The organism is Pseudoxanthobacter sp. M-2, from assembly GCF_046156265.1.
In the GTDB taxonomy this organism is placed as follows: Bacteria; Pseudomonadota; Alphaproteobacteria; order Rhizobiales; family Segnochrobactraceae; genus CAMDHY01.
Genome location: NZ_JAWDIR010000011.1, coordinates 723,555 through 746,760, shown reverse-complemented (window position 1 = coordinate 746,760; position 23,206 = coordinate 723,555). Strand labels below are relative to the sequence as shown.

The window sequence follows — 23,206 nt, the reverse complement described above, 5'->3', positions numbered from 1 at the left end:
CCGAAGCGGCGCCGCTAGAGCCCGAATCGAGCTCTCGAAACGCCTTCCTCGTAACTCAATTTTTCTATTTCTCTCAAATATTTACGAAGCAAACGTGCGATCCGGCGTCGGGCTTGGCTCGTTCCTTGCGCACCCCCGATCGATACAGTATGAGCAGCTTTCGGGGCTGGAGTGGATCCTCGACGACCCGTACCGACTCGGGAACGACCGACGCCTTCGCAGTCGCCGGTTGGTCGCTGCAAGACTTCAAGTGGTGCCAGTACCGCCGACCGGACCAGAGACGATGCGTTACGACGGACCCGATGGCTGAAACCTTCGACGATATCGCAATACTCGGCTACGCCTGCCGCCTCCCGTCATCGGCAAACGCCTCCGCGTTCTGGGAGGTTCTGGCCGAGGGACGCTGCGTCGTGTCCGAAGTTTCCGGAGACCGATGGGCGCGTGAGCGCTTCGGTCACCCGGACCGCAGCGCCCCCGGCAAGACCTACACCTGGGCCGCCGGCCAGATCGACGACGTCTGGGGCTTCGACCCGGGCTTCTTCGGCATCTCGCCCCGCGAGGCCGTGCAGATCGATCCGCAGCAGCGCCTTCTGCTGCAGGTGACGTGGGAGGCCCTCGAGCACGCGGGCCTGCCGCCGAGCAAGCTCGCCGGCAGCCGGACCGGCGTCTATGTCGGCGCCTCCTCGCTCGACTACGGCAACCAGTTCCTGTTCGACCCGGCGGCCGCCGACGTCCAGCTGATGACCGGCAACACGCTGTCGATCGTCTCCAACCGCATTTCCTATGTACTCGACCTGCGCGGGCCGAGCTTCACCGTCGACACAGCCTGCTCCTCGTCGCTCGTCGCCCTGCACGAGGCGCTGGAGGCGATCCGCACCGGCCGTATCGACACCGCTGTCGTCGGTGGCGTGAACCTGCTCCTCAGCCCGCTGCCGTTCGTCGGCTTCGCGCGGGCGTCGATGCTCTCGCCGTCCGGCCTCTGCCGCGCCTTCGACGCCGACGGCGACGGCTATGTCCGCTCCGAAGGAGCGGCGGTGCTGGTTCTGCGCTCGGCGAACGCCGCCCGCGCCAACGGCGACGCCATCCGCGGCCTCATCGTCGGGTCCGGCATCAACGCCGACGGACGCACCGTCGGCCTGTCGCTGCCGTCGAGCGAATCCCAGGCGGATCTGCTCGAGGAGGTCTACAGCCGCTTCGAGATCACCCCCGATTCCGTCGCCTTCATCGAGGCGCACGGTACCGGTACGCGCGTCGGCGATCCCGCCGAGGCGATGGCGCTCGGCGAGATCATCGGCAAGCGGCGCAAGTCGCCGCTGCTGCTCGGCTCGGTGAAGACGAACGTCGGCCACCTCGAGCCGGCTTCCGGCCTGGTCGGGCTCCTGAAGGCACAGCTCGCCCTCGAGAACGACCTGCTGCCGCCGTCGCTCCACTTCAACACGCCGAACCCCGACATTCCGTTCGCCGCCCTCAATCTCGAGGTGGTGACGCACGCCCGTCCGCTGCCGCGCGGGTCGGCGCCGCGCTATGCCGGCGTCAACTCCTTCGGCTTCGGCGGCGCCAACGCCCATGTCGTGCTGCGCGACGCCGATCCGGTCCCGGCCGGCCGCTCGCCGGTGGCCGACGCCGCCGCCCCGCTCGTCGTTTCGGCGCAGACGCGCGAGGCGCTGGCGGAGCTCGCCAAGCGCTATCGCGACCGCATCGAGGAAGCCGACGAGACGCAGGCGGCCCGCATCGTCAACGCCGCGGCCTATACCCGCGACAGGCTCGAGCACCGGGCGGTCTTCCTCGGCCGCACCAAGGCCGAGCGCCTCGCCGCCATCGACGGCTACCTCGGCGGCACCGCCCATCCGGCCGTCGCCGATGGCCGCGCCATCGCGCGTGGCTCGCAGGTCGCCTTCCTGTTCTCCGGCAATGGCGCGCAGTGGCCCGGCATGGGCCGCTCCGCCTATCAGGCCGACCGTGACTTCCGCCTCGCCTTCGACCGCATCGACCGCGTCTTCATGGGCATCGCCGGCTGGTCGCTGCTGACCGCGCTGTTCTCGCCCGAGCTCGACGCCGAGATCGAGCGCACCGAGATCGCCCAGCCGCTGCTGTTTGCCATCCAGGTGGCGCTCGCCGAGGCACTCGCCCGGCGCGGCGTCACGCCGGCGGCCGTCGCCGGCCACAGCGTCGGCGAAGTGGCCGCTGCCTGCGTCAGCGGCGCCCTGACGCTCGACCAGGGCGTGCGCGTCATCCACGCCCGCTCCACCCACCAGGAAGTCACCCGCCACCTCGGCGGCATGGCCGCCCTGTTGATGCCGGCCGAGCAGGCCGCCGCCGCGATCGCCGATCCACGCTTTGCCGGCATCGAGATCGCCGCGATCAACAGCCCGCGCAGCATCACGATCTCCGGGCCGAGCGAGCTTCTCGACGTCTTCGCCAAGCACGCGCGCAAGCAGCGCTGGGCCCTGAAGCGCCTCGACCTCGACTATCCCTTCCACTGCGCCCTCGTCGAGCCGATCCGTGATCCGCTCGTCGGCGCCCTGTCGGGCCTCGCGCCTCGCGCCGGCCGCGTGCCCTTCATCTCCACCGTCACCGGGGCGGAGACGCCCGGCACGGGCCTCGACGCCGAGTACTGGTGGCAGAACGTCCGCCGGCCGGTTCGTTTCGAGGCGGGCGTGCGCACGCTCGCCGGCATGGGTTACCGCCTGTTCCTGGAGATCGGCCCGCGCCCGGTGCTGACCGGCTACGTCAACGACATCCTGCGCACCATGGACGTCGCGGCGAACGTGCTGAGCTCGCTCGATCGTGGTGACGACAAGCCCGACGTCGTCGGCCTCATCGCCGCCTCGGTGCTCGCAGCCGGCGGCTCCGTCGACGAAGCCGCGATGTTCGGCCCACGCGTCGTCCCCTCCTCCGATCTGCCGACCTATCCGTGGCAGAACAAGCCCTACCGCATCGAAACGACGTCGGAGGCGATCGGCGCCATTTCCGGGCGACCGCACGCGCTGCTCGGCGCGCGCCTGCGCCGCGAATCCGTCGAGTGGTTCAACCACATCGACAGCGCCCTGGTGCCTTGGCTCGCCGACCACAAGGTCGAGGATTCCGTGGTGCTGCCGGCCGCCGGCTTCGCGGAGATGGCGCTGTCCGCGGCGCGGTCGTGGCTCGGCGTGCAGGCCGTCGAACTGGCCGACTTCGACGTCGTCGCCCCACTGATCGTCGAGGCGGATGCCGCCCGCGAGACGATGGTCCGCATCTCCCCGGACGACCACGTCATCGAGATCGTCAGCCGCAGCCGCCTCACCACCGACGACTGGACGATCCACGCCCGCGGCGCCATCACCCGCTCGCCCGGCCTGCCGGACGTGACGGCGCCGGCGCCGACAGAGGGCGGGCGCCGCGTCACGGCCGACCGTCTCTACAAGCTCACCGAGCGCTTCGGCCTGCGCTATGGCCCGGTGTTCCGCCGCGCCCACGCGGTCGTCATCGAATCCGACAGCGTCGCCACCGTCGAGCTCGCCCCGCCGGATCCGGCCACCGCCAATGCCGGCTTCGCCCTCGATCCGACGCTGCTCGACGCCTGCTTCCATGGCCTGTTCGCGCTGCTCGACGGCCGTGCGGGACTGGACGGCCGCGATGGTTCCACGGTGCTGCCGGTCCGCTTCGGGTCGCTGCGCATTGCCGCCGCCGGCAAGACGCCGACGTCGGCACGCCTGGTCGTGACGCGCGCATCGGTGCGCTCGGTCACCGCCCGCATCGAGATGTTCGACGCCGGCGGTGCCCTGGTCGCCGTCCTCGACGGCGCGCGCTTCCAGCGCGTCAAGCTGACGACTGCAGACCGCCCCGACGACCTCGCCTACCGCGTGCTGCCGAAGCGCCTCGTCTCCCGCGACGGTGTCGATCCGTTCGCCACCGTCTGGCCGGCCGGGCCGGAAGTCGCCCTGCGCACGCTCGGTCTCATCACCGACGAGGCGCCGGAGCTCGAGGAAGGCGCCCTTCTGGTCGAAGCCGCCGCGCGCTCGGCTGCTGTCGAGGCGCTGCGCCCGCTGCTCGCGGGTGGAGAGCCGGTGACGCTCGACGCCATGGTGCAGTCCGGGCGGCTCGCCGAGGACGCCCGCTCGCTGGCGGCCGGCCTGCTGATCGCCCTCGAGGAGTACGGCATCGTCGGCGAGACCGACGAGGGCTGGGCGATCGAGGACGACACGGATCTTCCCGACGTCTCCCACATCGTCCGCACGCTGATCGCCGAGCATCCCGACCGTATCGCCGAGGCAACGCTCGCGGCCCGGCTACCGGTGGTGCTGGCCGAGCGCCTCGCCGGCGGCCTCGTGGAAAGCGCGGACGACGTCTTCTCGAGCGGCACGCTCGACCACCTCGCCACGGCCTCGCCAATGGCGCGGCCGCTCGGCGACGCCATCGGTGCGCTCGCCGCCACCATCGCCTCCGCCTGGCCCGAGGGCGCGCCGCTGCGCATGCTCGCCGCCGGCGCCCACGACGTCGACCTGCTGCGCCGCCTGATCGCCCTCGTCGACCCGGCCTACATGTCGGTCACCGTCACCGACCCGAGCGGCAGCGTGCTCGAGCGTGCCCGCCTTCGCCTCGGCGACGGCACCGGCGCCCGCTTCGCGCCGATCGCCGACATCGGCACCGAGAGCAACGCCTACGACCTGGTGCTGTCGGCCGGCCGCCTCACGCACTTCGCGCCCGAAGGACTGTCGGCGCTCGCCCGTGCAGCAGCGCCGGGTGGCCGCCTCGTCGCCATCGAACTGTCGCCGACCATCGTGCTCGACGCGATCTGCGGCGTCGGTGCCGACTGGTGGCGCACGGGGCTGTCCGCCGATCAGGGCATCGGCCGCAATGCCACCGCCGACGAGTGGAAGACCACGCTCGCTGACGCCGGCTTTGCCGCCGTCACCGCGCTGCCGCTCGCCAGCGACCTCACCGACGCCCTCGTGCTCTGCGCCGATTGCACCGCCGCGTCCGTCGAGGCGCCGGCCGCCGAGACGCTCGGACGCGTCGTCGTGATCGCTGATGCGGAAGGACCGGGACGCTCGCTCGCCGATGCCGTCGCCACCGCGATGCGCTCGCGTGGCCGCACCGTCACCCTCGCCGTCGTCGACGGCGCGGTCGAGGCCGGCGACATCGACGTCGTCGCGCTCGACCTCGCCCGCTCCACCGACGCGGGCGTGCTTGACGAGCTGATGCGCGGCGAGGGCCGCTGCGACCTCGTGTTCGCGCTCGGCGCCGCCGACGACCGCGTGCCGCTCGCCGCCATCACCCGCCGCCTCGACCGTCTCGGCACGCTGCTCGTCAAGATCGCCGAGGCCCGGCCGCGCCTCTGGGTGCTGGCGCCCGGCGCCGCCCAGTCGATCGCCGGCGGTCCCGGTCATCGCCCGTCCCAGGCGGCCGCCTGGGGCTTCGGCCGCGTCGCGCTCAACGAGTTCCCGGACGTCGAGCTCCGCCTCATCGACCCGGCGCCGTCGCTGCAGCCCGGCGAGATGGCGGTGCGCATCGCTTCCGAGATCGCCGACCCGATCGCCGAGCGCGAGATCGTCCTCGACGCCAACCGCCGCACCGGCCTGCGCATCGAGCGCGGCGGCGTGATCGCCGACGCCGGCGAGGAAACGGGCGGCGCCGAGCCGGCCTTCGTCCTCGAGACGACGCGCGTCGGCATCGACGGCCTCGCCTGGGTGCGGCGTGCGCGTCGCGTTCCTGGCCCCGGCGAGATCGAGTTCGCCGTCGACGCCGCCGGCCTCAATTTCCGCGACGTCATGTGGTCGCTCGGCCTCCTGCCCGAGGAGGCGCTGGAGGACGGCTTCGCCGGCCCGACCATCGGCATGGAGTGCTCCGGCACGATCGTCCGCGTCGGCCCTGGCGTCACGCGCTGCGCCGTCGGCGACCGCATCATCGCCTTCGCCCCGGCCTGCTTCGCGACCCACGTCACCGTGGCCGAGCGTGCCGTGGCGCCGATGCCCTCCTCCGTCGCCCCGGAGGCGGCCGCGACGATCCCCGTCGCCTTCCTCACCGCCTACTACTCGCTCGTCGAGCTCGCCCGCATCGACGAGGGCGAGACGGTGCTCATCCACGGCGGCGCCGGCGGCGTCGGCCTCGCGGCGCTGCAAATCGCCAAGTGGCGTGGCGCGACCGTCATCGCCACCGCCGGCTCGCCGGAGAAGCGAGCGCTGCTGCTCGCGCTCGGCGCCGACCACGTCCTCAACTCGCGCGGCCTCGAGTTCGCCGACGAGGTGATGGCAATCACGGGCGGCGTCGGCGTCGACGCGGTGCTGAACTCGCTTGCCGGCGAAGCCATGGAGCGCAGCCTGGCGGTGGTGAAGCCGTTCGGCCGCTTCCTCGAACTCGGCAAGCGCGACTACTACGCCAACACCCGCATCGCGCTCCGCCCGTTCCGCCGCAACGTCTCCTATTTCGGCATCGACGCCGACCAGCTCCTGATGAACAAGCCGGCGCTCGCCAACCGGATGTTTGCTGATCTGGTGCGGCTGTTTGAGGACGGCACGCTGACGCCGCTTCCCTATCGCCGCTTCGAGGCCGATGCGGTCGGAGAGGCGTTCCGGCTGATGCAGCAGTCCGGCCACGTCGGCAAGATCGTCGTTGTGCCTCCGCCCGTCGGCGCGATCCGCGCGGAGAAGCCAGTCGGCGTGCAGATCCGCCCCGACCGGACATACCTCGTCGCCGGTGGCGTGGGCGGCTTCGGCCTCGAGGCCGCGCGCTGGCTCGCCGGCCGCGGCGCCCGCAGCCTGGTGCTGGCGAGCCGCTCCGGCAAGCTCGACCCGGCGGCGACGGAGCGCGTCGAAGCCCTGCGCGCATCCGGCTGTTCGGTCCGCGTCGCCGCCTGCGACCTCGTCGACGCTAGCGCCGTGGACCGGCTGGTCGCGTCGCTCGCCGCCGCGCCGGCGCCGCTCGGCGGTGTCCTGCACACGGCCATGGTGCTCGACGACGCCTTGATCCAGAACCTCGACGCCGACCGCATCGGCTCTGTGCTCGCCCCGAAGATCACCGGCGCCGACAATCTCGACACCGCCACCGCCGACCTGCCCCTCGACTTCTTCGTGATGTTCTCCTCGGCCACGACGCTCGTCGGCAATCCTGGCCAGGCGAACTACGTCGCGGCGAACGCCTATCTCGAGGCTCTGGCGCGTCGCCGTCGCGCCGCCGGCCGGCCAGCCCTGGCCGTCGCGTGGGGCGCGATCGCCGATGCGGGCTACCTCGCCCGCAACCAGGAGGTCAGCGCGCTGCTGTCGCGCAAGCTCGGCCGCCACGCGCTCACCGCCGAGGAGGCGCTCGACGGGCTCGGTCGCCTGCTGGCGCTCGATCCCGCTGATCCGGCGCTGGCGATGGTCGGCTACGGCCGCATCGACTGGGCGGCGGCCCGCAAGGACCTCGCGCTCCTCGCCACGCCGCTCGCCGAGCGCATCGCGGTCGGCGGCGGCGACGCCGAGACGGGCAGCGCCTCGGTCGACCTCAAGGCGCTCGTCGAAGGCATGGACGCCGACCGCGCCATCGAGACGGTATCGCGGCTGCTCGCCGGCGAGATCGCCCGCATCCTGCGGCTGCCGGCCGACGAGATCGACCGGCACCGTCCGCTCGCCGCCATCGGCATGGATTCGCTGATGGCGCTGGAACTGCGCATGGCGGCCGAGCAGCGCATGGGCATCGACATCCCGCTGATGTCCCTTGCCAACGGTGCCACGCTGACCGACATCTCCCGTCGCATTCTCGCCCGTATCGGGGGCGAGGACTTCGACAGCAACCTCGGCGAAGACGCCGAATCGCTGGCCAAGAGCCATGTCGGCGACAGCGACGCTGAAAGCCCCGACGCGGCTGCCATCGCCAGCGCCGTCGAGGAGCACAGCCGGAAGATCAGGAAGATCATCGGATGAGTCGCGGACGCGGTATCGACGGACTTTCGGGGACGGACAAGGACAAGCTGCTGGCCGGCGTGCGCGCCACGCGCAAGGCCGCCAAGGGTCGGCGGCCGACGGAACTCGCAGCCGTTCGCGACGCCAAACGCCGCACCGCGTTCGACTTCGGCGAGCTTCAGCCCGTGCGGCAGATGCGCATGCAGCGCGCCGCCGCCGATCTGCTCGGCATCGAGAACCCCTACTTCCGCTCGCACGCCGGCATCGCGGGCAACCGCACCACGATCGGCAACCGCGAGTACGTCAACTTCTCCTCCTACGACTATCTCGGCCTCAACGGCCATCCGGCCGTGATCGACGCCGCCAAGTCGGCCATCGACCAGTACGGCGTCTCGGTGTCTGCGAGCCGACTCGTCGCCGGCGAGCGGCCGATCCACCGCGATCTCGAGCGCGGCCTCGCCGAGTTCCTCGGCGTCGAGGACTGCGTGGTGATGGTGTCCGGCCACGCCACCAACGTCACCACCATCGGCCACCTGCTCGGCCCGAAGGACCTCGTCCTCTACGACGCTCTGATCCACAACAGCGTCACCGAGGGTGCGCGCCTGTCGGGCGCGACGCGCCGGACGTTTCCGCACAACGACCTCGACGCGCTCGAGGACATGCTCACCCAGATGCGCGACCGTGCCGAGCGGGTGCTGATCGTCGTCGAGGGTCTCTACTCGATGGACGGCGACATGCCGGACCTGCCGCGTCTGCTGTCGATCAAGCGCCGCTTCGACGCCTGGCTGATGGTCGACGAGGCGCACTCCCTCGGCGTCCTCGGCGCCACCGGCCGCGGCCTCGCTGAACATTGGGATGTCGACCCGAACGAGGTCGAGATCTGGATGGGCACGCTGTCGAAGACGCTCTGCGGCTGCGGCGGCTACATCGCCGGCTCGACGACCCTGATCGAATACCTGAAGCTCTCCGCCCCAGGCTTCCTGTATTCCGTCGGCATGCCGGGCGCCGTCGCCGCGGCGGCCAAGGTCTGTCTCGACCTCCTCGAGCGGGAGCCGGAACGGGTCGCGCGCATCCGCGAGAACGGCCAGCGCTTCGTCGCCCGCGCCCGCGAGCGCGGCCTCGATGTCGGTCCGAGTGCCGGCTACTGCGTCGTGCCGGTGATCGTCGGCGAATCCGTCAGCGCCGCGATGCTGTCGCAGCGCCTGCACGATGCCGGCGTCAACGCCCTGCCGATCATCTTCCCGGCCGTTGCCGAGCGCTCTGCGCGCCTGCGCTTCTTCATCACCGCCGCCCACACCGACGAGGAGATCGACACGACCGTCGACCTCACCGCCGAGGCGCTGGCCGAGGTGCGGGCCGCCGGGTCGCAGTTGAAGAAGCTCGTCGGCGACCGCGTCCGCTCATAAGCGGCGCACGCTCCTTTCGACCAGCGAAAACAAACGGCCGGCCCATCGATGGTGGGCCGGCCGTCTTGTTTCTGGCGTCAAGGCGCGGGCGCAGACGCGCCGGTTCTCACCGTGCCTCGACGGCTGCGATCAGTCGGGCGGCGTTGCCCTCGAGCACGGCCTGGGTATCGTCCTCAGGCAGCTCCGCCTCGCGCACCGTCGTCAGCGGGTCGGGATCGGCCATGTCGAACGGATAGTCCGTCCCCATCACCACTTGCCCGGCCGGAACCTCGCCATAGAGGAATCGCAGGCCCGAGGCCGAGTGCGTGACGGTGTCGATGACGAAGCGTCGGAAGGAATCCTCGACGCTGCCCTTCAGCGCGCCCTTGGTCTCCGGTCGGATGGCATGTCCCCGCTTCAGACGGCCGAGGTTGTAGGGCAGGAAGCCGCCGCCGTGGACGAGCAGGATCGTCAGGTCCGGATGGCGCTCCATCACGCCGCCGAAGATCAAATGCGCGCCGGCAATCGCCGTCTCCAGCGGATTGAGCACCAGGTTCTGCATGTAGAAGCGGGAATACGCCCCGACGGGCGGGCCCTGCGGCGGGTGCAGCATGACGATGGCGCCGAGCTTCTCGGCCTCGGCCCAGAACGGCTCCAGCTTCGGATCATCGAGGAAGAGCTCTGCGGTCGGCGTGGTCGAGGCCTCGACGCCGAGCAGGCCATGCACCGTCATGGCGCGGCGCAGCGCCTCGACGGCGACCTCGGGGTGATGCAGCGGCACGCCGCCGAAGCCGCGGAAGCGGTCCGGATGCGCACGGACGATGGCGGCGATCTCGGCGTTCGTCGCCTCGACCACCCAGGCGGCGTCTTCCGCACCGAGGCCGAGGCCGCAGAGCTGCACCCACGGCGACAGGATCTGCACGGCGACGCCCTGCTTCTCCATGTCGGCGAGGCGCAGCGCCATGTCGGTCATCGCCGGCATCAGCGGCGGGTTGACGACGCGGCCGCCGAGCACGACGCGCCGCCGCCCGCCCTCGGCCTGCTCGACCCGGAAGTTCTCCCGCTCACCCGCCTCGAAGCGCGCCAGCAGCGATTCCGGCACGATGTGGGCATGGACGTCGATCGGGCCGCTGCGCAGCGGCGGAAGCGCGCTCATCGGGCTCTCCCCACGTCGTGACGGAGGGCGAGGCAATCGTTTCTGCTGATGTCGTGTCGCAAGGGTGGTCCTTCCGCGTGGGAACTTGAGTGGCGAACAGAGAGTAATGGGCCCATCAGGCCGGCCAGCGAGGCCTCAGGCGCCGCGACCCGCGACGACGAGCTCGAGCGGGAACTCGTCGACGCACTCGCTGCCCGTCTCGGTGACGATGAAGGTGTGGCCAACGAACATGCCGAGCATGCCATCCGCCGAGATCGGGTTCGGCTCGGCCATGATCACCATGCCCGGCTTCATGATCTCCTCGAACGGCTCGACGTCGATGTGATCGGCATAGACGTGCGGCCCGTCGGTGACGAGGTCGATGCCGTGGCAGTGCACCGGGCGCGACTGCACCCCCTTCTCGCGGAAGAACTGGCCGGCGATGCGCAGCGCGTCCACCGGATTGCCCGGCTTGATCTCGGCGGCCATCTTCACGAAGCCGGGCTTGGCGATCTCGTCCCAGAAGCGGCGGATCGGCTCGAGCGGCTCGCCCACGCAGATCGGCGAGCCGACCTGGGCGCTGTAGCCGCGGTAGCCGGCGGCGAGCTCCATCAGGATCAAGTCGCCATCCTCGATCTTCCGCCACGACGGCCGCGGATTGCCGAACACCTGCGCCGGATCGGACATCGGCGTCGTGCCGATGATCAGGAAGTCGATGTCGCCACCGCCCTCGAGGATCGCCGCACCCGCCGCGGCCCGCAGCTCGTACTCATGCACGCCCGGCCGGGCCCGCGCCGCGATGGCGTTCATGGCGTTGGTGCAGAGCACGCCCGCCTTGCGCACGCAGTCGAGCTCCTCGGCGCTGTGGATCGACAGCAGCTCGTGCATCCACCCCTCGGTGAAGACGATCTCCGCATCCGGCAGCTTCTCGCGCAGCACGTTGAACTGGTTGACGGGCAGGTAGTCGCCGTGGCGCGGGTCGATCTCCAGCAGGCCGATCCGGCCCTTCCCGAGCCCCAGCTCCTGGATCCGCTCGACCATCACCTCGGCGTACCTGCCGTTGCGGCTATGGCGGACGTCGGAGATCGCCGCTGCCGTCACCCGCCGCACCGCCTCCGCATGGGTGCCCCCCATGGCGTAGACGAGCGTCGGATCACCCTCCAGCGGCACCACGAGATAGGCCGCCAAGGCGTGCCATTCCCAGTGGCCGGTCAGCCACAACATGCCGCCGCCGAAGCTCCAGTGGCTCGGGCCGCCCGGCACGATGGCGACGTCGATCTTCGCGTCCCGCATCTTGTCCCGGAACAGCTTGTAGCGGCGCGCGTATTCGGCCGCCGAGAACTGCTCGTAGACCGCCTCGCGGAAATAGGGCGTGCCCGACATGGCGCCGAAGCTCGGGCCGTGGTCGAGCTTGTGGCGGACGTCCTCCCAGGCCTTCAGGCCAGGCTTCGGGGCGATGATGGTCATGCGTCGTCTCCTTGAGCGATTGTCGGTTGGCCAGCGGCGGCGGGACGAAGCGTCCGAGCCAGCCAGTCGACCACCGCGTCGGTCACTGCGGCCTCGCGGCCGACATAGAAATGGTTGCAGTTGGCGAGGATTCGGGCCTCCGACGGGCCGCCGGCGCGGGCGGCGAAGCGCTCTGCCGGATAGAGGTCGGCCGGCTCCTCGTCGCCGACGATGAACAGCGACGGGCAACGGATCTCCGGGGCGAGCGCGAGGACGTCCGGCAGTTGCGTCATCCGGTCGATGAAGCTCTCCGCCGTGGTGACGTACCACCAGCCCGGCATCAGCATCAGGTCCTGACCCCGCCCCGCATCGACCAGCGCCTGGGCGTGGGCCGAAAGTTCGGCGAACCGATTGCCGGCAAGCAGGCCGATGCTGCTCGACCGGCGCATCTGGTCGGCGCCGCCATGTGCCGACAACAGCACCAGGGCGGGCGTCTCGGGATGGTCGGCGACATGCTGCACCGCCAGCATGCCGCCGTTCGAGTGGCCGATGATCACCGGGGCCGCGAAGCCTCGCTCGGCCATCCAGCGCGCGGCGATGCGATTGTCCTCGATCGCCTCCGCCGTCTTCTGGAAGGCGGCGCCTTCGGCGGCGCGGCTGTTGCGGATGCTCATGATGTCGTGGCCGCGCCGGTTGAAGGCGAGGCAGGCGTATCCCATCGCCGTCAGCGCCGGCGGCAGAAACCGCGGCGCGCCGGTGTAGAAGTTCATCGTGTTGCCGTGGAAAAGCAGCACTCCGCCGGCGGTGGCGCCGCCGTCCGGCTCATGGAACGCCCCGTCGAGCGGCGTGGTGTCCGTCTCGATCGTGACCAGTTGCGTCCGCATCGTCCCCCTCGCTGCCCCATCCCCCGAGACGGCGCCGCCCGGCCCTTTCGGGGCCGGGCGGACCGTCCGATCACTATCGACTCAGAGCTTGCACTCGCCGATCTCGATCGGCCCGCCCACCTTGGCCAGCGCGTCGGCGCTGATCGAAAGGTCTGCGAGTTGTTCGAAGGTCGGCTTCTTGGCCTCTTCGACGTCGCCGTTGCGGACCGAGTTCTCGATCGACCACTCGGCGCGGGCCTTGTCGAAGCCAGTATTGACGGTCCACACGCAGTTGTCCGTCAGATACGTCCAAGCATACTCAACCGCCTCGGGCGGCTTCTCCGTTGCCTCGATGATGATCGGCAGGACCTTCTCCTTGTCCGTATACATCATCCGGCTCGCTTCCGTCATCGCAGCCGCCATGTTGACGAGTGTCTCACGGTTCTCGGCGATGAAGCTGTCACTGGCGCCGTAAACGTTGAACACGTAGTCCGGCATCATGTCCGCGAGCTGCACCAGCACGTGTGCGCCGGGCTTCTTCTCCTGGGCGATGAAGACGTCCTCGGGATGCAGCGCGACGCCGTCGAGCTGACCTGTCAGAAGGCCCGGCAGCCGGCCGGCGGTGCCCTGCGAGATGAACTGCACGTCGTCGACGGACATGCCGTTCTTGTCGAGAATCTCGCGCGCCATCCGCCAGTTGAAGCCGCCGACGCCGCCGCCGGCCGCGCTCAGCCGCTTGCCCTTCAGGTCCTGCGGCGTCTTGATCTCCTCGACGACGAAGTAGGCCTGCGGCATGCGCGGGGCGAGCGCCCAGAACTGCTTCGCCCGCATGCCGTTGCCGATGGCGACCTCGTTGATGCTGCCGACCGCCGTCCCCTGCGCAACGGCGGTGGTCGCCGTCGCCGACTGGCCGCCCTCGAAGTGCATCAGCGTGGCGTCGACGCAGTATTTCTCGAAGAGGCCGAGCGCCTTGGCGACGTGCGGCGTGGTGTGCACGACGTTCGGCGGTACGACGGCGATGCCGATGTTGATCGGCAGCATCTTCTCGCACTTCTGGTCCTGAGCGCTCGCCGTGCCGGCCAGAGCGAGGATGGCTGCGCCACCGAGCGCCGCCGACGTCATCCAATGGTGCAGACGTTTGCCCGACATTGTGTGTCTCCTCCTGGCGATCCGCTGATCGCGCCCGTCCGTTCTTCGCGGCTCCGGGGTCTTCGCTCCGGCGGCCCGTGCGGCCACCATCGGGGCGAGAGCCGCGCCGTGGGGCGGCGCGGCCTCGCCGTCGTCAGTCGCGCTGCTGCGCCGTCCAGGGCGCCACCCGCCGTTCCAGCAAGCGCAGCAGGCCGGTCATCGTGACCCCGAGGACTCCGAGCGTCATGATCGGCACGAACATCTTGTCTACTTGGTAGGTCGAGGCGGTGCGCACGATCAGGTAGCCGATGCCGGAGATCGCCGTGTAGAGGTCGGCCAGCACCATGCCGATCAGACCGCGGCCGACCGCCAGCCGCAGCCCCGTCACGATGAACGGCAGCGCCGCCGGCAGCACGATGTTGAACCAGAGCTGGCCCTCGCCGCAGCGGAACGCCTTGCCGACCTCGAGAAGTTTAGGGTCGACGTTCTTCACGCCCTGGTAGGTGTTGATCACCATCGGGAAGAAGGCGAACAGGAACAGGATGACGACCTTGGCAGCTGTGTCGAAGCCCGCCCACAGCACGATCAACGGCACCAGCGCCACCGTCGGCGTCGAGTAGAGGAAGGTGACGTACATATCGAGCGCGACGTCGAGGATCCAGAAGCGGGCGAGCATCAGGCCAAGGAAGATGCCGGCAACCGCCGCCAGGAACAGGCCGATCAGCATGACCTGCAGGCTCGGCCACAGGTAGTGCCAGAGTTCACCGGAGCCGATCATCACCACCGCCGCGTTGAAGACGGCGATCGGGGTCGTGAACAGGATAGGATCGATCTGCGCACCGAAGACCTGCCAGGCCGTCAGCACGACCACCAGCGAGACGACGCGGATGACGAGCTTCTGGTAGCCGAGCTTGCGGCGGCGCAGTTCGGCGACGCGCTTGGCCTGGTCCTGCTCGGCCCGGGCATCCGAGATCGCTGTCTGTCGGGCCGAGACGGCCTGGGCGTGGTCGCTCATGCAGCCCTCCCTTCCAGCGCCGGCGGACGTGCTTTGAGCTGGTGCCAAATGTGGTTGCGGAACTCGGCGAAGCGCGGGTCCGTTCGGATGGCCTCGACGTCACGCGGCCAGCCGAACGGCATCTCCAGGACCTCGATGATCCGCCCTGGCCGGGCACTCATTACTGCGATGCGATCGCCGAGCAGGATCGCCTCATCAATGGAATGGGTGATGAACACCATCGTCTTGCGCTCGTCGGGGCGTTCCATCAGCTGCAGCAGTTCCTCCTGCAGCGTCTCGCGGGTCTGCGCGTCGAGGGCAGCGAACGGCTCGTCCATCAAGAGGATGGAGGGGTTCATGGCGAGCGCCCGCACCAACCCGACGCGCTGCTGCATGCCGCCCGACAGCTGGTAGGGGTAGTGCTTCTCGAAACCGGTGAGGCCGGCGAGCTCCAGATAGTGGCCGACGCGCTCGCGGATCTCAGCGGCCGGCGTGCGCCGCATCGCAAGCCCGAATGCGGCGTTGTCGTAGACGGTCTTCCACGGCAGCAGGCCGAAGTGCTGGAACACCATGGCGACGCCGTCCGGCGGACCGGTGACGGGCTTCCCTTGCACGAGCAGCGAGCCGGAGCTGATGTCGGTGAGGCCGGCGATACAGCGCAAGAACGTGGTCTTCCCGCAGCCGCTCGGCCCAACGATGCACAGGATCTCGTTGGCCTGGATGGCGATCGACAGCTGATGGAAGGCCACGACTGCACCATCGAGGAACAGCTTGCTGGCACCATCGGCAACGATCGCCGGCTTGCCGGTGTCGACCGTGGGCTCCATGCGGACACCTTCTTCCCTATCGCCCGACCGCTTGGCTATTTTTGTATGCGATCGTTTGCACAGGAATACTCCTCTCGCATGCCGGGCGAGTCAAGCCAACTTCGGGTCTGAGCGCTCGAGTTGTATGACAGCCAGCAATCCAGCACCCGGCGGCCTGAAGGGCAAGCGCGGCCGCGGGGCAGGTAGCCCTTCGACAGTCGTGCAGGGAGTTTCGCGCTGGCGTCCCGCGGGCAGCATCCGCCCCCTCGACGGCGCACCGTCTGCGTCGCGCGGCTGCCTCAGTCCCGCCAGGGGTAGGAGGCGAACCAGCGCTGCAGCGTCATCACGTCGGGCTTCACGCCGTTCGCCTGCGGCCAGGAATCGACCGCCCACGGCTTGCCGGTGGTGTCGTCGACGACGACGGCGGTGGCGTGCGGATAGCGCCCGTCGAGGAAGAACCCGCGCGCCACCGGCGAGGCGACCGTGTGATGGCGCAGCAGCTTCCACGATTGCAGCAGCAGCAGGTAGCTCGTCGTGTTGGTGGACTCGTCGATGCAGTCCATCTGGCCCGGCACGCCGGCGTTCCACAGGTCGAGACCGCCGACGTCGCCACCGGAGCCGACCGGCCCGGCGACGCGCCGCTCGAACCACGAGATCGCCTCGGCGATCGCCCTGCGCTCCGCCGCCGGCGATGCGGTGCCTGCCTTCATGATGCGTGTGAGCTTGGCACGGTCGGCGGCCGTGACGGTCACCGGCGTCCGGATGGCGCAGCCGAAGGCGTGGCAGACGAAGATGCGATCGCCGGACGGCGGCGTGCCGCCGTGCGCCCGGTACCAGGAAAGCGGCTGGCCGACGTGCTGGCCCGCGCAGCCAGCCACCAGCGCCGCCACGACAACGGCGCAGCCGAGTCTGCTGCGCAGGCTCATCCGCAGGCTTCCCCCTGTCGCGTCACGCCTCTGGTCCGACGAATCACGGGCGCTCCGGGGAAGCGGAGACCGGTTTCTGCAGCAACGCAACCACCGCCGCGAGCGCCATCAGCGCCCCGGACACCGTCAGTCCCGCATCGAGGCCGCCGAAGCGGTCGCTGACGACGCCAGCGAGCCAGGGTCCGATCGTCTGGCCGACGCCGAAGGCGACGGTGAACACCGCGATGCCCGCCGGCCACCCGACCGGCGCCACGCCCTTGCGCACCAGCGACGTCGTCGCCGCCACGACGGACAGCATGGCGACGCCGGTGAACAGCGCCGAGGCGAACACGCCGATGAGCCCGCCGACGATCGACAGTCCGACCCCGGTCGCCATCATCGCGCACAGGACGGCCATCGCCCGCCCGTCGTCCGCCCGGTCGAGCAGCCGCTGCCAGATCCACGGACCCGGGAAGCTCGCGACCGCAAGGCAGACCCAGAATGCAGTCACGACCGCTGCCGACGCGCCGTCGGCGACAAGGTCGGCGACGACGAAGGTGAGGTAGCCGATCATGCCGAGCGCGTAGACGAAGTAGCTCGCCAGCGCCGGCACGAAGCGCGCCATCCCGGGTCGGGTGACCGTTCCCGGCGCCGCACGTGCGGGCGCCGGGACTTGCCGCGCCGCCAGCACGAACGCCGGCGTCAGCACCGCCGCTGCGACCGCGGCGGCTACCCAGCCCCAGCGCCAGAGGTCCGGGCGATCGTCGACGAGACCCGGCAGCAGCAATCCGGCGATCGCCATGCCGACGCCGGGTCCGACATAGAACAGGCCGATCAAGAGGCCGCGGCTTCCGGGCCGCTCGGCGGCGAGCCGCGCCGCCATAACGCCTCCGGCGACGAACACGAAGGCGCCCGACAGCCCCGGCAGGAAGCGCAGCACACACAAGGCGAGGAAATCGCTGACGAGGCCGGTTGCCGCCGTCGTCGCCACCGTCACGACGAGGCCGATGACCGCCGTGCGGCGGGCGCCGAAGCGGCCGATCGCGGCCGCCGAGAGCAGCGCTCCGACGAGATAGCCAAGGGCGTTGGCAGCATTGGCGAGGCCGGCCTGGGAATAGCTCCAGCCGAGGTCGCCCTGCATCGCCGGCACCAGCAGGCCGTAGCCGAAACGGGCGATGCCGAGCGCCACCGCCGGGCCGGCGGCGAGGCCGAGCGCCGTGGCAACCTCTCGTGCCGCTTCCCGTCGCTCCGCCACACTGCTCTCCCGACACCGCGGCTCTCGCCACCACGGCGTTGCCGGCCCGGCCGTTGACGCTCACCGGGCGGCGATCCATACCACGGCCATGAACACCGATGCCCCGAAGACCAGCTCCGACCCGCGCCGTCCTGTCCACATCGTCGGCGGCGGCCTCGCCGGCTGCGAGGCGGCCTGGCAGCTCGCCCGCCGCGGCGTTCCGGTCGTGCTGCACGAGATGCGGCCGGTGCGGATGACCGATGCCCACCACACCGACCGCCTCGCCGAGCTCGTCTGCTCGAACTCCTTCCGGTCCGACGACGCCGAGACCAACGCCGTCGGGCTGCTGCACGCCGAGCTCCGCCTCGCCGAATCGCTGGTGATGGCCGCGGCCGACCGCAACCAGGTGCCGGCCGGCGGCGCGCTCGCCGTCGACCGCGAGGGCTTCGCCGCCGCCGTCACCGCCGCGATCGAGGCAGAGCCCCTCGTCACCATCCGTCGCGAGGAAGTGACCGAGTTGCCGCCGGAGGATGCCGACCTGGCGATCGTCGCCACCGGCCCGCTGACGTCGGGTGCGCTCGCCCGCGCCATCAGCGCCCTCACCGGCACCGACCAGCTCGCCTTCTTCGACGCCATCGCGCCGATCGTCCACCGCGACACCATCGACTTCGACACCGTCTGGTTCCAGTCCCGCTACGACAAGGCGGGACCCGGCGGAACCGGCGCCGACTACCTGAACTGCCCGATGGACCGCGAGACCTACGACGCGTTCATCGCGGCGCTGGTCTCGGCCGAGGTGACGTCGTTCAAGGAATGGGAGGCGTCCACCCCCTACTTCGATGGCTGCCTGCCGATCGAGGAGATGGCGGCGCGCGGGCCGGAGACGCTGCGCCACGGCCCGATGAAGCCATTCGGCCTCACCAACCCGCGCATGCCGCAGCCGAAACCCTACGCCGTGGTGCAGCTTCGCCAGGACAACGCCCTCGGCACGCTCTTCAACATCGTCGGCTTCCAGACCAAGCTGAAATATGCCGAGCAGGTGCGCATCTTCCGGATGATCCCGGGGCTCGAGAAAGCCGAGTTCGCCCGCCTCGGCGGCCTGCACCGCAACACCTTCCTGAACTCCCCCGCCCTCCTCGACGGCACGCTGGCGCTGAAGGCGGACGGGCGGATCCGCTTCGCCGGCCAGATCACCGGCTGTGAGGGCTATGTCGAATCGGCCGCGATGGGCCTGCTCGCCGGCCGCTTCGCCGCCGCCGAGCGGCTCGGCCAGCCGGTGAGCCCGCCGCCGGCGACGACGGCGATCGGCGCCCTCCTCGCCCACATCACCGGCGGCCACCTCGGCGCCGAGGAAGGCGGCCGGCGGACGTTCCAGCCGATGAACGTCAACTTCGGGCTGTTCCCGCCGATCGAGGCCCCAACGTCCGAGGGCGGCGTGCGGCTGCGCGGCACAGCGAAGTCTGTCGCCCGCAAGCGCGCCATGAGCGCCCGTGCCCTCGTCGACGCTCGCGCCTGGCTCGGCCTTGGTGAGACGGCCGCAGCGGCCGCGGAGTAGCCCGGCCGGTCGCGACCCTCAGAGCCGCCGCGACGGCGCCCGGGCGACCCGCCAGAGGCGCCATTGATCGCGGAGCGGTGAAGGCGCCAGCACCGTCTTGAACGGATCGCGCCCCGGACGCGTCAGGGACGCGAGACGGCCGCGCAGCGGCGCGAGGTGCAGGAAGGCCGGCAGCACCGCCGGCGCGACGTCCGCGAGCCCCGCGCGCACCGCGTCGAGGTGCGACCGCGCCGCATCCGCGAGTTCGGCGAGAGTCGCCGCCAGCGCCGGGGTTGCGCGCCCGGCGAGAAGGTCGGCCACATCGGCGCCCTGCCGGTCCAGCACGTCGAGCGGCAGCTGGCAGCGCCCGCGCGCAGCCTGCACAGGCATCTCTGCGATCGTCCGCACGAGCGTCTCCGCGACGCCGGCGTGACCGGCGATCGTCCCGGTCCCGGGGTCCTGGCCCTCGGCGAGCACGATCGCCGCGAGCTGCGTCAGCGTGCCGTCGGTCTCGCCGGCATAGCCCTCGAGGTCGGTCAGCGTCGCGAAAGGGTCGTCATAGAGGGTGAGGCGGCGCGCCTCGACGGTGTGCACGAGGGCGGCGAGCGGCAGATGCCAGCGCTGCGCCGCGGCGCGGACGCCGTCGAGCACCGGGTTCCCGCTCGCCGGCTCCGCCGGACCGGCCGACAGCCCGTCGTGCCACCACTGCAGGCGGATCTCGCCGAGCATCGGTTCGCGCACGACGTCGCGAACGCGCGCGGTCTCGCCGCCGAAGGCCGCGAGCGCGAACAGGGCCGGTCGCGCCGGCGCGGGCGCGAACAGCGCCGCGAGGTAGCGATCCCGGTCGAGGGCGCGGGCAGTGTCTCGATTGGCGTCGGGGGGCTCGCTCATGCCGCAGGAGATAGGGGGCCGGTGCCGGTCAGTCGACGGGCAACAGCGCGGCGCCGACGGCGCGGTCCTCCGCGAGCAGGATGTTGTAGGTGCGGATCGCGGCCCCGGTGTCGAGCGCCTCCAGCCGGAGCCCGACCTCCTTCAGGCGCCAGCGCAGCCAGTCCGGCGCTGCGGCGAGCACCGCCCCCGTCCCGAGCACCAGGAGCTCGAAGCCCGCCGCCTCGGCGACGACGCGGTCGAAGTCCCGCTCCGACAGATCGCCGAACGGACCCGGCACCCAGCCGTGGATGCCGCTCGGCAGGCAGAGCACGCCGCCTTTGTGCGACATGCCGGCGAAGCGGAAGCCACCGCCGCCATAGGCATCGATCGGTGCGCGGCCCGGAAAGTGGGCGTCGCGCGGCGTGGCGTCGCGAAGCCCCTTCATCGCGCAGGTCAGGTGGCCGTGGCGGACTTGGACGTTTCGTCCGCCGCCGGCTTCGACGGCCGCAGGCCGAACAGGATCAGCGCCGGCGCGGCGACGAAGATCGACGAGAACGTGCCGACAATGATTCCCCAGATCATCGCCAGGACGAACGAGCTGATCACCTCGCCGCCGAAGACATAGAGCGACGTCAGGGCGAGCAGCGTCGTCACCGCGGTGATCGTCGTGCGCGACAGCGTGTCGTTGATCGACATGTCGATCAGCTCGCGAAGCGGCATCTTCTTGTATTTTCGGAGATTCTCACGGATTCGATCATAGACGACGACGGTGTCGTTGAGCGAATAGCCGAGAATGGTGAGGATCGCCGCGATACTCGACAGGCTGAAATCGAGCTGGAGGGCGGCGAACAGGCCGATCGTCATGATGACGTCGTGCGCCGTCGTCAGCACCGCGCCGACAGCATACTGCCACTCGAAGCGGAGCCACAGGTAGACGAGAATACCGAGGAGCGCGACGCCGACGCCGATGACACCGTTGCGGGCGAGCTCGGCAGAGACGCGCGGGCCGACCACCTCGGTGCGGCGGAAATCGACGCTGTCGCCGAAGGTGTCCTGCACCAGCGCAATCACCCGCTGCTGCGCCTCGTCGCCGCCCTCCTGGCGCTGCACGCGGATCAGCACGTCGTCCGGCGCGCCGAACTCGACAACCTGCACGTCACCGAGGTTCAGCGCATCGAGGGTGGTTCGGATCTCGCCGATATCGGCCGGGCCGTCCTTCGTCTTGATCTCGATGACGGTGCCGCCCTGGAAATCGATGCCGTAGTTGAGGCCCACGGTAAAAAACAAGGCGATCGAGATGACGGTCGCGACGATCGTCAGCGGCACGGTCACCACCGTCCACCGCATGAACGGCACTTTTGTGTTCGCCGGGAAAAGCCGGATCAGGCCCATCTGCGAGACTCCGGTCAGATCGGAATGGCGGTCGGGCGGGTGCGGCGCACCCACACCGCCACCATCAGGCGGGTCACCAGGAAGGCGGTGAAGATCGTCGTCAGGATGCCGATGGCGAGCGTCACCGCGAAGCCTCTGACCGGGCCGGAGCCGAGATAGAACAGCACCACGGCGGCAATCAGCGTCGTGATGTTGGCATCCAGGATGGTGGCGAGGGCGCGCGTGAAGCCGGTGTCGATCGACGAGATCGCGGAGCGTCCCGCCCGCGCCTCCTCCCGGATGCGCTCGTAGATAAGCACGTTCGAATCCACCGCCATGCCGATCGTCAGCACGATCCCCGCGATGCCCGGCAACGTCAGCGTCGCCCCGAGCAGCGACATCACGCCGAGGATCAGCACCACGTTGACGACGACGGCAATGTCGGCGAGCACGCCGAGGAAACCGTAGACGGCGATCATGAAGATGATCACCGCGATCGCTCCGACGATGGCGGCGATGACGCCGGCGCGGATCGAGTCGGCACCGAGACCGGGGCCGACGGTGCGCTCCTCGAGGATCGTCAGGCGTGCCGGCAGCGCGCCGGCCCTGAGCAGGATCGACAGATCGTTCGCCGTTTCGACCGTAAAGCTGCCCGAGATCTGCCCGGCGCCGCCGGTGATCGGCTCGCGGATGACCGGCGCCGAGATCACCTCGTCGTCGAGCACGATGGCGAACGGGCGGCCGACGTTCTGGGCCGTCACGGTCCCGAACTTGCGCGCGCCGGTCGTCGACAGGCGGAAAGACACCACCGGCTCGTTGGTGTTGCTGTCGAAGCTCGGCTGCGCGTCGATGAGATCCTCGCCGGTCAAGAGCGGCGTCTCTTCGACGATGTAGGGCTGCGGCGGATCGTCGACAGAGTTGAGCAGGATCGTGCCGGGCGGCGACCGCCCCTGCAGCGCGTCCGACATCGACGAAGTGACGTCGACGAGATGGAAGGTCAGGGCCGCCGTCTGGCCGATCAGCGCCTTCAGGCGCCCCGGATCCTGGAGCCCCGGCGCCTCGACGAGGATGCGGTCCTCGCCCTCGCGCTGGATGCTCGGCTCCGTGGTGCCGAGTTCGTCGACGCGGCGGCGGATCACCTCGATCGACTGGTCGACGATCGAGCGGACCCGCTGCGCCATGCCGTCTTCTGTGAAGGTGAACCGGGCGACACCGTCGGTGCCCATGGCGACGGCGAACTCGTCGACGGGCGAACCACCCATCAGCGTCGAGGTCAGCGGGTTGCGCAATTCCTCGAGGCGCTGCCGGGCGTCCTCGAATCGCTCGCTGTCACGAATGCGGACCTGCACAGCGTCGCCCTGGACGCCGAGGCCGGTGTAGCCGATGCGCGGCTCCCGGCGGAGCGTGTCGCGGATTTCGCCCACCAGCGTCCGCAGCCGCTTCTGCTCGTAGTCCTTGCGGTCGACCTCGTAGAGCAGATAGGCGCCGCCCTGGAGGTCGAGGCCGAGCACGATCTGCCGCTTCGGCAGGAAGGGCGGCCACTCGGCGACCGTCGAAGCCGGGAAGAAGTTCGGCAGCATCGCGGCGAACCCGGCCAGAATGACGGCGAGGATTGCGACGATCTTCCAGCGGGCGAAATAGAGCATGGCCTGGCTTTGTCTCTCCGCCGGCGACCG

General features: G+C 70.2%; 15 protein-coding genes. 3 read left to right on the top strand and 12 right to left on the bottom strand.

Features of this window, described 5'->3' with window-relative positions; genetic code table 11:
• The first annotated feature begins 149 nt into the window (after window positions 1–149).
• Window positions 150–7,880 (top strand): SDR family NAD(P)-dependent oxidoreductase, encoded by a 7,731-nt coding sequence (locus RUR49_RS08515; protein ID WP_409145933.1) that lies wholly within the window; start codon window positions 150–152, stop codon window positions 7,878–7,880.
• Window positions 7,877–9,265 (top strand): aminotransferase class I/II-fold pyridoxal phosphate-dependent enzyme, encoded by a 1,389-nt coding sequence (locus tag RUR49_RS08510; protein ID WP_409145932.1) that lies wholly within the window; start codon window positions 7,877–7,879, stop codon window positions 9,263–9,265. Before RUR49_RS08515 ends, RUR49_RS08510 begins: the two co-directional genes overlap by 4 nt.
• A 106-nt stretch (window positions 9,266–9,371) precedes the next feature.
• On the opposite strand, the gene RUR49_RS08505 is transcribed toward RUR49_RS08510, so the two are convergent.
• The 8 genes from RUR49_RS08505 to RUR49_RS08470 all read right to left on the bottom strand — a co-directional run bounded on the left by RUR49_RS08505 (window position 9,372) and on the right by RUR49_RS08470 (window position 17,776).
• The gene (locus RUR49_RS08505) at window positions 9,372–10,400 is read right to left on the bottom strand and encodes an amidohydrolase family protein (RefSeq protein WP_409145931.1); all 1,029 of its coding nucleotides are present in this window, start codon (window positions 10,398–10,400) and stop codon (window positions 9,372–9,374) included.
• Window positions 10,401–10,535: 135 nt separating this feature from the next.
• Window positions 10,536–11,846 (bottom strand): M24 family metallopeptidase, encoded by a 1,311-nt coding sequence (locus RUR49_RS08500; protein WP_409145930.1) that lies wholly within the window; start codon window positions 11,844–11,846, stop codon window positions 10,536–10,538.
• Entirely contained in the window at window positions 11,843–12,709 is an 867-nt protein-coding gene (locus RUR49_RS08495) for an alpha/beta hydrolase (RefSeq protein ID WP_409145929.1), read from the bottom strand. Before RUR49_RS08495 ends, RUR49_RS08500 begins: the two co-directional genes overlap by 4 nt.
• 81 nt (window positions 12,710–12,790) lie before the next feature.
• On the bottom strand, window positions 12,791–13,837 hold the full coding sequence (locus tag RUR49_RS08490) for an ABC transporter substrate-binding protein (RefSeq protein WP_409145928.1): 1,047 nt from the start codon (window positions 13,835–13,837) through the stop codon (window positions 12,791–12,793).
• A 133-nt stretch (window positions 13,838–13,970) separates the two neighbouring features.
• On the bottom strand, window positions 13,971–14,831 hold the full coding sequence (locus RUR49_RS08485) for an ABC transporter permease (RefSeq protein ID WP_409145927.1): 861 nt from the start codon (window positions 14,829–14,831) through the stop codon (window positions 13,971–13,973).
• Complete coding sequence (locus RUR49_RS08480; protein WP_409145926.1) at window positions 14,828–15,637, bottom strand: ABC transporter ATP-binding protein; 810 nt, start codon at window positions 15,635–15,637, stop codon at window positions 14,828–14,830. Before RUR49_RS08480 ends, RUR49_RS08485 begins: the two co-directional genes overlap by 4 nt.
• A gap of 278 nt (window positions 15,638–15,915) precedes the next feature.
• Window positions 15,916–16,542 carry a hypothetical protein gene (locus RUR49_RS08475; protein WP_409145925.1) on the bottom strand — a complete coding sequence of 209 codons (627 nt, stop codon included), beginning with the start codon at window positions 16,540–16,542 and terminating at the stop codon, window positions 15,916–15,918.
• 43 nt (window positions 16,543–16,585) lie between these two features.
• Complete coding sequence (locus tag RUR49_RS08470) at window positions 16,586–17,776, bottom strand: YbfB/YjiJ family MFS transporter (RefSeq protein ID WP_409145924.1); 1,191 nt, start codon at window positions 17,774–17,776, stop codon at window positions 16,586–16,588.
• 88 nt (window positions 17,777–17,864) lie between these two features.
• On the opposite strand from RUR49_RS08470, the gene trmFO reads away from it, so the two are divergent.
• Entirely contained in the window at window positions 17,865–19,310 is a 1,446-nt protein-coding gene (trmFO, locus tag RUR49_RS08465) for a methylenetetrahydrofolate--tRNA-(uracil(54)-C(5))-methyltransferase (FADH(2)-oxidizing) TrmFO (RefSeq protein ID WP_409145923.1), read from the top strand.
• Window positions 19,311–19,328: 18 nt separating this feature from the next.
• Here trmFO and RUR49_RS08460 read toward each other — a convergent pair whose 3' ends face one another.
• From RUR49_RS08460 to secD, 4 genes are read right to left on the bottom strand one after another with little or no spacing between them, the layout of a single operon-like run.
• A complete protein-coding gene (locus RUR49_RS08460; RefSeq protein ID WP_409145922.1) occupies window positions 19,329–20,180 on the bottom strand; it encodes a phytoene/squalene synthase family protein in 852 nt (283 codons plus the stop codon).
• Between the two features lie 28 nt (window positions 20,181–20,208).
• Window positions 20,209–20,604: an Mth938-like domain-containing protein gene (locus tag RUR49_RS08455; protein ID WP_409145921.1), complete on the bottom strand. Its 396-nt coding sequence runs from the start codon at window positions 20,602–20,604 to the stop codon at window positions 20,209–20,211.
• Between the two features lie 8 nt (window positions 20,605–20,612).
• A complete protein-coding gene (gene secF, locus RUR49_RS08450; protein WP_409145920.1) occupies window positions 20,613–21,551 on the bottom strand; it encodes a protein translocase subunit SecF in 939 nt (312 codons plus the stop codon).
• Window positions 21,552–21,565: 14 nt separating this feature from the next.
• Complete coding sequence (gene secD / locus RUR49_RS08445) at window positions 21,566–23,176, bottom strand: protein translocase subunit SecD (protein ID WP_409145919.1); 1,611 nt, start codon at window positions 23,174–23,176, stop codon at window positions 21,566–21,568.
• Window positions 23,177–23,206: the final 30 nt, after the last annotated feature.

What these genes read in the sequence shown, in the direction of transcription:
- RUR49_RS08510 (WP_409145932.1), top strand. Translation starts at nt 7,877, where the DNA reads ATGAGTCGCGGACGCGGTATCGACGGACTTTCGGGGACGGACAAGGAC.
- RUR49_RS08490 (WP_409145928.1), bottom strand. Translation starts at nt 13,837, where the DNA reads ATGTCGGGCAAACGTCTGCACCATTGGATGACGTCGGCGGCGCTCGGT.
- RUR49_RS08495 (WP_409145929.1), bottom strand. Translation starts at nt 12,709, where the DNA reads ATGCGGACGCAACTGGTCACGATCGAGACGGACACCACGCCGCTCGAC.
- secD (WP_409145919.1), bottom strand. Translation starts at nt 23,176, where the DNA reads ATGCTCTATTTCGCCCGCTGGAAGATCGTCGCAATCCTCGCCGTCATT.
- RUR49_RS08515 (WP_409145933.1), top strand. Translation starts at nt 150, where the DNA reads ATGAGCAGCTTTCGGGGCTGGAGTGGATCCTCGACGACCCGTACCGAC.
- RUR49_RS08455 (WP_409145921.1), bottom strand. Translation starts at nt 20,604, where the DNA reads ATGAAGGGGCTTCGCGACGCCACGCCGCGCGACGCCCACTTTCCGGGC.
- RUR49_RS08480 (WP_409145926.1), bottom strand. Translation starts at nt 15,637, where the DNA reads ATGGAGCCCACGGTCGACACCGGCAAGCCGGCGATCGTTGCCGATGGT.
- RUR49_RS08505 (WP_409145931.1), bottom strand. Translation starts at nt 10,400, where the DNA reads ATGAGCGCGCTTCCGCCGCTGCGCAGCGGCCCGATCGACGTCCATGCC.
- RUR49_RS08485 (WP_409145927.1), bottom strand. Translation starts at nt 14,831, where the DNA reads ATGAGCGACCACGCCCAGGCCGTCTCGGCCCGACAGACAGCGATCTCG.
- RUR49_RS08475 (WP_409145925.1), bottom strand. Translation starts at nt 16,542, where the DNA reads ATGAGCCTGCGCAGCAGACTCGGCTGCGCCGTTGTCGTGGCGGCGCTG.
- RUR49_RS08460 (WP_409145922.1), bottom strand. Translation starts at nt 20,180, where the DNA reads ATGAGCGAGCCCCCCGACGCCAATCGAGACACTGCCCGCGCCCTCGAC.
- RUR49_RS08500 (WP_409145930.1), bottom strand. Translation starts at nt 11,846, where the DNA reads ATGACCATCATCGCCCCGAAGCCTGGCCTGAAGGCCTGGGAGGACGTC.
- secF (WP_409145920.1), bottom strand. Translation starts at nt 21,551, where the DNA reads ATGGGCCTGATCCGGCTTTTCCCGGCGAACACAAAAGTGCCGTTCATG.
- trmFO (WP_409145923.1), top strand. Translation starts at nt 17,865, where the DNA reads ATGAACACCGATGCCCCGAAGACCAGCTCCGACCCGCGCCGTCCTGTC.